Here is a 12,019-nt window from a genome sequence, read left to right as displayed (position 1 = left end):
TATAATATTAAATATAAGTTGTCAATAAAAAATTATCCAAAAACATAAATTGGTATACTCGAATAAACATAAAAAAAAGACCGCTTCAACAAAGAAGCCGTCTATTTTACAAAAACTATTATTGAAATGGATTATAAAAACGTCCGCCATTCACCTTGAATAAAGAGAAGCTTAGCACAGTTAAAAAGACACCTAAACACATAACTGCAATGTCACTCTTGTGAAACGGCTGTTGTGAATACCACGTTCGTTTCTTCTTTTCCCCAAAGCGACGAAGCTCCATAGCAGTGCTAATCGTCTCAATTCGATCAAGGCTCGACAAAATCAATGGAAAAACAATTTGAGCCATCCCTTTGATTCGCTGACTGAACTTTCCTTTTTTAGACAGTTCGTACCCACGAGCCTGCTGTGCCAGCGAAATATCGAAATAATCCTCTTGAATATCAGGGATATAGCGAATTGCCAAAGCAACAGCATAACTAATTTTATAGCTCACGCCCAGGCGATTTAAGCTTGAAGCAAACTCACTTGGATTAGTAGTCAGCAAAAAAATCAATGCTAACGGAATTGTACAGAAATATTTCAAAATCAAATTGAATTCATAAAATAATTGCTCTGAGGTGATTGTAAAGCGGCCAATTCCTTCCCAGAGAACGGTTCTTGATCCATACAGCTCCACACCGTATTCAGGAGAAAAAAGGTATACAGCTAAAATATTCAACACAGAAAAAACAAAAATAAATTTGATTACAAAAGAAATTTGATGCCATTTAATATGAGAAAGCTTGAATAAAATAACAGAAGCTATACTCATTACCAATAAAAAACGTGTATCATATGTCGTCATGCAAGCGACGGAAAGCAAAATCAGAAAAAGCAGCTTCGTTGTTCCGTTGAGCTTATGAATCAGCGTGTTGTCCGGTGTATAGCCTAACATTTGATGTTCACTCATTTTAACCGCACCTCCTGATCATACGTCATGAAATTCTCTGTAAACAAATAGGGATCAGGTAAAGACAAATGTTTGGCAAAGGTAAAGAGACTAGTTTCCTTCAGTGACGCTTTGTGTATCAGCTCCTCATTTGTCAGCACCTCAACAGGTCTTGTATCAGCGATGATTCGCCCGTCAAACACAACCAATGCACGCTCGGTGTATTCCAGCATCAAATGCATATCGTGGGTAATCATGACTACTGTCATACCAGATTGGTTTAGTGTCTTCAAAAAGGTCATCATTTCAGTATAATGCTTGAAGTCCTGTCCCGCAGTCGGTTCATCTAAAATAATCATCTCCGGCTCTAAAACTAGAATGGAGGCAATCGTCACCCGCTTCTTCTGTCCAAAGCTTAAAGCGGAAATCGGCCATTTTCTAAAAGAATACAACCCGCAAACCTTCAAGGCATTTTCCACTCTGTGATTGATTTCTTCCTCAGCAACACCTCTTAACTCAAGTCCCAGTGCAACCTCCTCCCAAATCATTTTTTTAGAAATCATCTGATTGGGGTTTTGCATGACGAAACCGATTTTATCGGCACGTTCTTTAATTGAAAATTGGTCAAACGGCTGTCCTTCCCAGCTTAGCTGTCCCGTAGAGGGTGTGATAAAGCCACAAATCGCTTTACATAGCGTGGACTTCCCAGCACCGTTTTTACCGACGATACTAATCATTTCCCCTTTATTCAGAGTAGCAGTAACTGAATCCAGAACCTTTCGTCCATTTTTAGCATAACGATAGCTGAGCTCTTCTATCCGCAACTGCGAATGCTTGTGACTGTTTATCGTTGTTTCAGGAATGTTCTTCATCCAAACGGATATCTTTTCCTTTAAATCAGGACTGGAAACCTGTTCAATGTCCGCAAGATGAGCAACGGTGGATAAATCTACACCGGCGTACTTCATCGCCGTAACATAAAGAGGTTCACGAATCCCCTGCTCACTCAATATCTCTGTCCGCAGCAGTTCATCTGGAAGCATGTCGGCAATCACTCGCCCTTCATTAAACACGATAATCCGATCAACCGGACGATACAAAACATCCTCCAAACGGTGTTCAATGATGACAACTGTCGTTTCTGTCTGTTTATGCAGCTGATCAATTAGAGCAACTGTCTCTTTACCAGTTGCCGGATCAAGATTGGCTAACGGCTCATCAAAAAGTAAAATCGGCGCTTCATCAATTAACACACCGGCCATTGATACACGCTGCTTTTGGCCTCCCGACAAATCCTGTGGTCGATGAGCCAGAAATTGATCCAGCTCAACGGTTTTCGCCCAACGCTCGACCTCAGCTCTCATTTTATCCAGAGGAACCTCATCATTTTCAAGGGCAAAAGCAATGTCTTCTCCTACTGTTAGTCCTACAAACTGACCATCTGTATCCTGAAGAACGGTTCCGACATCAAAAGACAAATCAAACAGACTTGTCTCCGTCAGCTCTTTACCGTTAATAGTCACGCTTCCTTGTATCTCACCCTCGTAAGTATTTGGAATCAGCCCATTGATACACTGAGCAAATGTTGATTTTCCGCTGCCGCTTGGTCCGACAATCAGAACCTTTTCTCCTTTATAAATCGTCAAGTCGATATCATGAAGAGTAGGCTCTGCCTGACTATGGTATTGGAAAGTAAAATGTTTAAATTGAATGAGCGGTTGCTTCATCGGCTTCTCTCCTTTATTTCTAAACATCTAGTCGCCTCTAAGCATTGATAGCCCCAACCTATCGGTCTATCGTATTCTTTGCCTTCAGCACTATAAATAACGGGACAGAAGCTGCTTCTGTGAGAGTTACCACAGAAAAAGACTGCTACTGTCCCGACTTCTTTCATAAAACATTTTACCACACAATCAGTCTTTTGACAGACTTCCTTTTTTGGTTCGTGTTGCTGCATATGCTTTCATCAGCAGGGTTCCAATAACACCCACTGCTATAGCATTGGATGCCACAGCAATTACCCCTTGTGTGTAGACCTTGTTCGCCGGTTCACTGTAAATCAATACATCTAAGGTTGGTGCAATCAAACCCCAGACAACCGCATTACCAAGTACCTGATAGATATTGAAGGTAATCATATCCTTCTTTGTGAATTCTCCATGCTCCAAATCCATTTTTCTTCCGGCAAACCCATAAATTACACCAATAAGTCCGGAACAAATAATCCAGCTCCACCATGCACTTCCATATGTTGTGAAGTCTTTTAATGTATGACCGATTAACCCAATCAAGCCGCCTGCGACTGGACCAAATAATGCTGACATTAATGCAAGAAACGGATAGGCAGTTTCTAAGTTTGTATTGGGAAAGCCCGTAGGAATAACCGCAAAACGTCCTAAAATAACAAACACAGCAGAGCCGATTCCTATAGCAACAATTGTTTTCACTGAAAAATCTTTTTTCATCTTTTCCACTCCTATTTCTATTCAAAGATAATTTTTGGCGCTTTTCTCAATTGGATTGTCCATTCGGTTCCTGTTCCAATATGGTATAAATCAGAGAAAGAATCTTGATTGACAGCAACACCGATATTTACTAATGAATTGACATATACCAACGGCTCACCGACATTGACATCTGCAAATGATTTAGCAAACTGCATAATATTCTGATAAACCTTTTTTCCTTGATGGAAAATCGTTACCTGCAGATTATCTCCATGAACAATCTGCTCCTCTTTCATATAATCCAGTGGAATATTTGTCCATAAAGAGCCAAAACGAACATCTAACACATCGATACTGCCCTCTAGGATTCCGCCGGTTCTCTTTGCTTCAATCAAAGGAAGAAGCGCCAAACTGTCTGTTGTTACAACACTGCCTAAATCAGTGAAATCAATTTCACCATGAGCCAAACGAGCGCCATTATACGCATAGATATCCCGACCGTGGAAAGTATGACTTTCCTCTGAATGAGGCAGTCTGCTTTTCACCTCATCAATCGCTCGAATTTCCTCAATTCCCTGATAATGATGAATGTGTGTCAACGATCCATTATCCGGTGTAATAATGTAGTGTCCGGAAGCTGTTTTCGCTGCAATACTTCTTCTTGTGCTTCCTACACCCGGGTCTACTACAGAGACAAAAACGGTGCCCTTCGGCCAATATTTTACTGTCTGATACAGACGGTAAGAAGCGACCCAAATGTCATAAGGAGGAATTTCATGCGTCAAATCCTCGACTACGATTTCGTCACTGACCATATGAGCAACACCATACATTGCGCTAACCGCACCATCTCCCAGACCAAAATCTGTCTGTAATACCAAATATTTCCCCATCCTGTCAGCTCCTTCATTAATCAATAAAATAATAGTATAAATTCAGCTCCCATCGTATCATAAGATTAACGTACAATCAAACTAGAAATACAGAAATCATTCGGAATGAATTGGGTAAGCGGAACAGAATCACTAACCTCCCGAACACTAAGCCCGAGTCAGACATCGAATTGGTTAGCTCCTTTTAATGGTGTGACTGCTCCTTAAGTGAAGCAGTTACTCTCAGCCTCGCTTCGTACCCCATTCTACCAGCAGTTCCTACACAAGTAGAATTCGCAGTGTTCTTTACCATGAGACATATTTTGACTTAGTGTCGAGAAGAGCTAGTCTCTATACAGCTAAATATTTTTTCAAAATAATCCTTTATAGCTTCTTGGTACCTCTGAATACACTACTATAAAACATTTATACCTCCTTCACAAAAAAAGAGTCAAAAGCTGCTCCCTCGGATTAGCTTTTGACTCGTCGTTTATTCGAAGTTAGAAAATTAGTTCATACCAATTTCAGCTTGAACAACCTCTGCAATTGTATCAACATAGTAATCTACTTTTTCTTTAGTCGGTGCCTCTGCCATCACACGCAGCAGTGGTTCCGTTCCGGATGGTCGAACGAGAATCCGTCCGTCACCATTCATTTCCTGTTCCATCAACTCAACAATCGTTTTAATTGCAGGAACATCCATCGCATTGTTTTTATCCGTCACACGAATATTTACCAGTTTTTGCGGATAAACAGTAATTTCAGCAGCAAGCTCAGAAAGTCTCTTTCCTGTTTGCTTCATAACATTCAACAGCTGCACCCCTGAAAGCATACCATCACCTGTTGTATTGTAGTCTAAAAAGATCATATGACCCGATTGTTCCCCACCAAAATTATAATCATTTTTCTTCATTTCTTCTACAACATAGCGGTCACCAACTTGAGTAATCACATCAGACATTCCTTCTGCTTCTACAGCTTTACGGAAACCAAGATTGCTCATAACAGTTGTCACAATCGTATTTTTCTTTAAGCGTTTCTTTTCGGATAGATATTTGGCACAGATGAACATGATTTTGTCACCGTCAACAATATTTCCAAGCTCGTCAACAGCAATCAGACGGTCACCGTCTCCATCAAAAGCAAGTCCTACATCCGCACCTTTTTCAAGAACCAACTCTGCCAGCTTTTCCGGATGAGTTGAACCAACGCCATCATTGATATTCAATCCATTCGGACTGGTTCCCATGGTGAAGAAGTCCGTATCTAAATCGGCAAATAGACGGTTCACAGATGTAGCTGTTGCCCCATTCGCAGCGTCAATACAAACAGTCAAATCGGACAAATCTCCAGGAATTGTTTGTACCAAAAATTGAGAGTATTTCAGTAAACCTTCTGGGAATTCCTCAACTGTTCCCAATCCTTCGGCAGATGGTCGAGGTAGTTTGTCCTCTTCAGCATCCAATAATGCTTCAATTTCAAATTCCTGATCATCATCCAGCTTGAATCCATCAGAACCAAAAAATTTGATTCCGTTATCTTCTGCCGGATTATGAGAAGCAGAAATCATAACCCCTGCCGATGCTTTCTGCAAACGAGTGAGATAGGCAACGCCCGGAGTAGCAATTACCCCCAATTGAAAGACCTCAATACCAACAGATAGCAATCCGGCAATTAGCGCTTGCTCCAGCATCTGACCGGAAACTCTTGTATCTCTGCCGACAAGAACTCTCGGTTTACGTGATTCATCTGCTGCATGCTGGCTCAACACATAGCCGCCGCAACGTCCCAACTTAAATGCCATTTCCGGTGTCAGTTCCTTGTTTGCAATCCCTCTGACGCCATCTGTTCCAAAATATTTACCCATCATTTTATCTCCTTAATCACTAATTAGTTTGGTTAATTTGTACTCTGTTCGGTTTGCTCCTGACTTGTTTCAGAAGTCTCTCCTGAGCTTTTACTGTCTGTGCTTGTATCAGTTGTCTTTGACCCATTACTTTTCTCTGATGTACTGCTAGAGCTGTCGCTGCCAGTCCAAGTATTCAATCCGCTGCTTGTTGACCTAGAATAAATTGGATTAATAGTGACCTCTACTTGCGCAGGATCAATCGAGTATTCCCCACTATTTGGAATCGTGATTGTCTGTTTAACTGAGGTTCGAATACCGCTGACATCAATCGGTACTTCTAATGTGTCAATCGTTTCCAACACAGAATTCGACCCGCTGATTTCTACAACAGTTGTAGCCGCATCAAAAGAATAGCTGCTGACATCCGAGGGTGGTGTTCCTGTAGCTGTAAATCGCAAAGCAACTTCCTTCTTCGGCAATGACAGCTTGACTGTAACCTTAACCTGAGGTGCAGGATTCTCAATACTGAGTACTTGACCTTTGCTATCCAACGCCTGTACATTGACTGTCTGATTGATAGTATCTGTTGATTGTGTAACATTTGTTAATGGTGCGGCCACCTGAACGATTTCTGCCATCGTTTCTTCTCCGGTGGTAATTTCTACTGTTTTCGGGCTGATAGAGACAGTATCTACCTTATAGCCTTCCGCATCAAAGCTTTCGGGAATTTTTGCTTCAACCTCAAATTTTTTCGTTACCTTTTTTTCTATCGTTACAGTAATTGTTTTGGTTTCAAGCTCTGCTGTAACTGCTGAACTCAAGCCCGTTACACGTAGGGGTACTTCTGTTGTTCCAAGCGAAGTATTTGTCAGGTCTGCCACTACCTGAAAATTTCGCGTATCTTCATTTGTTTCTAGGTTCAGCTGTATTCGGTTCGCACTGCTTAAATGGACGGCCACCGTGTCCTCATAACCGGAGACAAAATATTGATCCTCATCATATTTCAATTGGACCGGCACATTATAAACCATTTCATCATAAACCTGGCTGGTATTTACTGTATTTCCTGAGTTTCCTTCAGAATTTGCATTAAAGAAGAGCAGTAAAGCAAACAATAGGGCGAGCAAGCCGGAAAACCAGTTGCTTTGATAAGCCTTTTTCATTTCTTTTTCCCTCCTTTGGTCACACCGTCAATAAAGTGCTGTAGGAGGTTTTTACGACTTTTCTTCTCCTCATCAGGAACTAGTTCCTCTCTGAGAATCTTCAAATACTCTTCTTGAGTCAATCTTGGGATCAACTCATTGTTCAAGGTCAGACTAACATCGCCGGTCTCTTCCGACACGATAATAGTTACTGCATCACTAACTTCACTGATTCCAACCGCTGCTCTATGGCGCGTACCAAATTCTTTAGGAATCAAATTGCTTTCTGACAATGGTAGATACGCTGAGGCAACAGCAATCTTTCCTTCATCAATAATTACAGCACCATCATGAAGTGGGGTGTTGGGAATAAAAATATTTATCAGGAGCTCCCCGGTGATATCCGCATCCAAATCAATACCTGTTTCAATATATTCTTCTAAACCAGTATTTCTTGCTACGGTGATTAACGCCCCTATTTTCCGTTTGGACATGTACTGAATGGCTTTATCAAAGGCTAAAATCATTTTTTCATCTTGCTGCTGTTCGCTCTTGGAGGCTTTGAAAAATGAGCTTCGACCTAGATGCTCCAGTCCTCTTCGAACTTCCGGCTGAAAGATGACTACCGCTGCAATCACACCATACATAATAACCTGATTCATCAGCCAAGATAAGGTATGCAGACCGATGATTTCGCTGACTATTCGAATGATGATAAAGACGGCCACACCTTTTAACAATTGAACGGCCTTTGTTCCTTTTACAAGCATGATTAATTTGTACACGAGGTACCATACCACTAAAACATCAATAATATTTATAATAAAATTGCTGGACAACAAGTCATTGGAAATAAATTTCTGCCAATAACTTACATCAAAAAATTGACTAATCTGAAAAGCTGTCATATAAGTTATCACTTCTCTCTGAAGATTTCCTTTTTAGTATAGCATAAATTTTTTGGGGATTACAGAATACTGAAAATCAAAAGAAACTTTTATAAATTAGGGCGCTCGTCACATACTATAAAGAAAAGCAGCTGCAGACAAGACTCCTTCCTGTCTGCATCACTGCTCCCATAGCTTTGTTCTATTCTTTCTCTCTACGAGCAGCCCGTTCTGCACGACGTGCTGCTCTGCGTGCTTCTGCTTCCGGGTCTTTGACACGTTCTTTTCTCTCTCGTGTCGGTTTTTCAATCGGTTGTTCCGTTGGCTCTGTTTCAACTTTTTCTAATTTTGCACGAATCTTTTCTTCCTGACCTGCCAAGCGAGCATAACTATAGAAACGATTTTTCGCATCATCGACGGTCTTTTCGAATAACTTTCCTGCATATTCAGCCTGTGTTGATTCCAAGGCAGAGAAACGAACCTGCTTTCTCATAAAGCCTTTCATTTCATTAAAATCAGGCTTCTTATAATCTAAGGTCATTGGGATTTTCCCTTTTTCTCTGAGTTCAGGATTATAACGATAAAGTGACCAATAACCAGACTGGACAGCTTCTTTTGCTTCTTGCAAGGTCTGACTCATTCCGCCTTTTAGCCCATGAGCAATACACGGTGTATAGGCGATAATGATTGATGGTCCAGGGAATTTTTCTGCTTCTTCAAAGGCTTTGATTGTCTGCATCTGATTTGCTCCTGAAGCAATTTGCGCAACATAGACATTGCCATACGTCATCGCCATCATGCCTAAATCCTTTTTAGAAACATATTTTCCACTTGCAGAAAACTTGGCAATTGCTGAGGCCGGTGTCGCCTTCGATGTCTGTCCACCAGTATTGGAATACACTTCATTATCCAACACAAGCATGTTGACATCTGCGCCGCTTGCCAATACATGATCGATACCGCCGTAACCGATATCATAGGCCCAGCCGTCTCCCCCAATCATCCATTGACTCTGCTTCACAAAGAGATCACGTTTTTCATAAACAGCTTCTAGTAACGGCTTACCGGTTTTTTCGACCTCTAAAGCCGCTGTCAGCTTCGCCGCTCGCTGTTGAGTGCCTTCGCTATCATTCATGTGTTCTTGCCAGTCTTCCATTAGTAATTTCAATTCAGCAGAAGCTTCTGACATCGCATCACTCATAGCAACAGCTAAATACTCTCTTCTTGTTTGAGCAGCCAAGAACATGCCGTAACCAAATTCTGCATTATCTTCCAATAAAGAGTTTGACCATGCTGGTCCTTGTCCTTCGTCATTTGTTGTATATGGCGATACTGGTGCTGCTGCTCCCCAGATGGATGAACAGCCTGTTGCATTGGCAATCATCATGCGATCCCCAAACATTTGTGTCAACAATTTAACATATGGTGTTTCGCCGCAACCAGAGCAAGCTCCGGAAAATTCAAGCAGCGGTTTGTTGAACTGAGAACCAAGAACGGTGTTTGGCTTCGCCGGATTTTCTTTTTGTCTCAAGGTCATGGAGAATGCCCAGTTCATCGCTTGTTCTTTCTGTTCGTTGTATGGCTTCATCACCAAAGCTTTTCCTTTAGCAGGACATGCATCCACACATAGCCCACAGCCAGTACAATCTTCTACAGAGACTTGAATACGATATTTCAGACCATCTGCTCCACGCATTTCGCGTACAATATAGCCTTCCGGTGCAGCTTCCATTTCTTCATCATCTGCCAAAAACGGACGAATGGCTGCATGCGGACAAACAAAGGAACATTCATTACACATCGTACAACGATCACTAATCCATTCAGGGACTTCTAACGCAATCCCACGTTTTTCCACAGCCGTAGTTCCTAATGGCATACGGCCATCCGTCATGCCGTTGCTTACCAAAGCCCCAACAGAAAGGTCATTTCCTTCCTGACGATTGATAGGCTCTACAATTTCACGAATATACGCTGAAACATCCATATTCGGTGCGGCAATCTTAATTTCGCAGTCTTTCCACTCTTTTGGAACAGCTACTTCATGCAGCAGCTCTACAGTCCGATCGATGGCCTCAATATTTTTTTCAACAACAGCTATCGATTTGTGGCCATAGCTTTTCAAGGCTTCATCCTTCAAAATAGGCAGTACTTCTTCGAATGGCATAATGTCTGCAAGCTTGAAGAACGCCGTTTCCATTGCGGTATTAATTCTTCCGCCTAAACCAACCTCTGTCGCCAGCTTCACTGCGTTGATTGTATAGAAACGAATCTCATTTTCCGCAAGATATTTTTTGATTTTTGCAGGAAGAAAACGTTCCAGCTGTTCATCATTCCAGACAGTATTCAGCAGGAATGTGCCGCCCTTTTTCAACCCCTTCAGCAGATCATATGTGTTCAAGTATGCCGCAGTATGACAAGCGATAAAATCCGCATGTTCGATTAAGTAAGTGGAACGAATCGGTGTCTCACCAAATCGAAGATGAGAAACAGTCAGTCCTCCTGATTTTTTCGAGTCATAATGGAAATACCCCTGAGCATATTTATTGGTGTGATCTCCAATAATTTTGATTGCTGATTTATTTGCACCCACTGTACCATCAGAACCGAAGCCCCAGAATTTCGCTTGATAGGTTTGTGCATCTGTCAAATCAACAGCTGCTCCGGAATCTAAGGAGGTTTCTGTCACATCATCGACGATTCCCAGTGTAAACCGAGACTTACGAGCACTTTTATCTTTTAACAATTCGTTATAAACTGCAATGATTTGATTCGGCAATACATCCTTAGAGCCCAGCCCATAACGTCCGCCCACAATCGCAGGACGCAGCTCTGATTCATACAAAGCACTCTGAACATCTAATAGTAATGGGTCACCACCGGCTCCAGGTTCCTTTGTACGATCAAGGACTGCCACGGACTTAACAGTCTTAGGCATTTTTTCTAAAAATGTTTCGATTGGGAATGGGCGATACAGATGAATATTCAAGAAACCAACTTTTCTTCCCTGAGCAGTTAGGAAATCGACAGTCTGTTCAATTGTCTGTGCCACAGACCCCATAGAGACAATAACTTCTTCTGCATCCTCTGCACCATAATACGTCACTAAATCATAGTTCGTGCCCCGCAGCTCATTAATCTTCTTCATATAAGATTGAACGATTTCCGGCAACTTGTCATAATACTGATTGACTGTTTCACGCTGTTGGAAATGGATATCCGGGTTTTGATTCGTTCCGCTGACAGACGGATGGTTCGGGTTCATACTTCGTTCTCTGAACTCCGCTAGAGCCTCCTGATTCATTAGAGGAAGGAGTTCGTCATAATCAATTACTTCAATTTTCTGTATTTCATGACTGGTTCTAAACCCATCAAAAAAGTTCATAAATGGTACTTTGGCTTCTAATGAAGCTAAGTGAGCAACAGGAGACAGGTCCATGACTTCTTGAACACTACTTTCGCATAGCATTGCAAAACCTGTTTGACGTGCTGCCATCACATCACCATGGTCGCCAAAAATATTTAATGCACCGGTTGTTACGGCTCTACTGGCAACATGAAAAACCGTCGGCAGCAATTCACCGGCAATTTTGTACATATTTGGTATCATCAGCAGCAACCCTTGAGAGGCTGTATATGTCGTAGTCATCGCACCAGTTTTCAAGGAGCCATGAACGACTCCGGCGGCACCGGCTTCGGATTGCATCTCAACAATTTTCACTGGTTGACCAAACAGGTTCAATTTTCCTTCTGCTGACCATTGATCTACTAATTCAGCCATTGTTGAGCTTGGTGTAATCGGGTAAATTGCAGCTAACTCCGTAAAAGCATATGAGATATATGCTGCAGCTGTATTTCCGTCCATCGTTTTCATTTTACGCATGTTAATAA

The 12,019-nt window shown here is 41.7% G+C and carries 8 protein-coding genes; all 8 read right to left on the bottom strand.

Going from position 1 to position 12,019, the window contains the following annotated elements; all coding sequences use genetic code 11:
* Positions 1 to 118 precede the first annotated feature (118 nt).
* Complete coding sequence (locus tag IW510_RS02255; RefSeq protein WP_202056373.1) at positions 119 to 952, bottom strand: energy-coupling factor transporter transmembrane component T family protein; 834 nt, start codon at positions 950 to 952, stop codon at positions 119 to 121.
* A complete protein-coding gene (locus IW510_RS02250) occupies positions 949 to 2,658 on the bottom strand; it encodes an ABC transporter ATP-binding protein (RefSeq protein ID WP_202056608.1) in 1,710 nt (569 codons plus the stop codon). Before IW510_RS02250 ends, IW510_RS02255 begins: the two co-directional genes overlap by 4 nt.
* A gap of 186 nt (positions 2,659 to 2,844) precedes the next feature.
* Entirely contained in the window at positions 2,845 to 3,396 is a 552-nt protein-coding gene (locus IW510_RS02245) for an ECF-type riboflavin transporter substrate-binding protein (protein WP_202056371.1), read from the bottom strand.
* 17 nt (positions 3,397 to 3,413) lie between these two features.
* On the bottom strand, positions 3,414 to 4,271 hold the full coding sequence (locus IW510_RS02240) for an SAM hydrolase/SAM-dependent halogenase family protein (protein ID WP_202056370.1): 858 nt from the start codon (positions 4,269 to 4,271) through the stop codon (positions 3,414 to 3,416).
* 487 nt (positions 4,272 to 4,758) lie between these two features.
* A complete protein-coding gene (glmM, locus tag IW510_RS02235; protein ID WP_202056369.1) occupies positions 4,759 to 6,117 on the bottom strand; it encodes a phosphoglucosamine mutase in 1,359 nt (452 codons plus the stop codon).
* Between the two features lie 32 nt (positions 6,118 to 6,149).
* The gene (locus IW510_RS02230; protein WP_202056367.1) at positions 6,150 to 7,262 is read right to left on the bottom strand and encodes a CdaR family protein; all 1,113 of its coding nucleotides are present in this window, start codon (positions 7,260 to 7,262) and stop codon (positions 6,150 to 6,152) included.
* Complete coding sequence (gene cdaA, locus IW510_RS02225; RefSeq protein ID WP_202056366.1) at positions 7,259 to 8,149, bottom strand: diadenylate cyclase CdaA; 891 nt, start codon at positions 8,147 to 8,149, stop codon at positions 7,259 to 7,261. Before cdaA ends, IW510_RS02230 begins: the two co-directional genes overlap by 4 nt.
* A 181-nt stretch (positions 8,150 to 8,330) precedes the next feature.
* Positions 8,331 to 12,011 carry a pyruvate:ferredoxin (flavodoxin) oxidoreductase gene (gene nifJ, locus IW510_RS02220; protein WP_202056365.1) on the bottom strand — a complete coding sequence of 1,227 codons (3,681 nt, stop codon included), beginning with the start codon at positions 12,009 to 12,011 and terminating at the stop codon, positions 8,331 to 8,333.
* Between the last annotated feature and the right edge of the window lie 8 nt (positions 12,012 to 12,019).

The organism is Enterococcus sp. BWR-S5 (genome assembly GCF_016745255.1).
Lineage (GTDB): Bacteria > Bacillota > Bacilli > Lactobacillales > Enterococcaceae > Enterococcus_L.
The sequence above is the reverse complement of the archived record's forward strand: the minus strand, read 5'-3'. Positions and strand labels throughout refer to the sequence as shown.

Bases quoted from the DNA above. Each gene is read 5' to 3' on its own strand.
- IW510_RS02255 (WP_202056373.1), bottom strand. From the start codon at position 952: ATGAGTGAACATCAAATGTTAGGCTATACACCGGACAACACGCTGATT.
- IW510_RS02245 (WP_202056371.1), bottom strand. From the start codon at position 3,396: ATGAAAAAAGATTTTTCAGTGAAAACAATTGTTGCTATAGGAATCGGC.
- IW510_RS02240 (WP_202056370.1), bottom strand. From the start codon at position 4,271: ATGGGGAAATATTTGGTATTACAGACAGATTTTGGTCTGGGAGATGGT.
- glmM (WP_202056369.1), bottom strand. From the start codon at position 6,117: ATGGGTAAATATTTTGGAACAGATGGCGTCAGAGGGATTGCAAACAAG.
- IW510_RS02250 (WP_202056608.1), bottom strand. From the start codon at position 2,658: ATGAAGCAACCGCTCATTCAATTTAAACATTTTACTTTCCAATACCAT.
- cdaA (WP_202056366.1), bottom strand. From the start codon at position 8,149: ATGACAGCTTTTCAGATTAGTCAATTTTTTGATGTAAGTTATTGGCAG.
- nifJ (WP_202056365.1), bottom strand. From the start codon at position 12,011: ATGCGTAAAATGAAAACGATGGACGGAAATACAGCTGCAGCATATATC.
- IW510_RS02230 (WP_202056367.1), bottom strand. From the start codon at position 7,262: ATGAAAAAGGCTTATCAAAGCAACTGGTTTTCCGGCTTGCTCGCCCTA.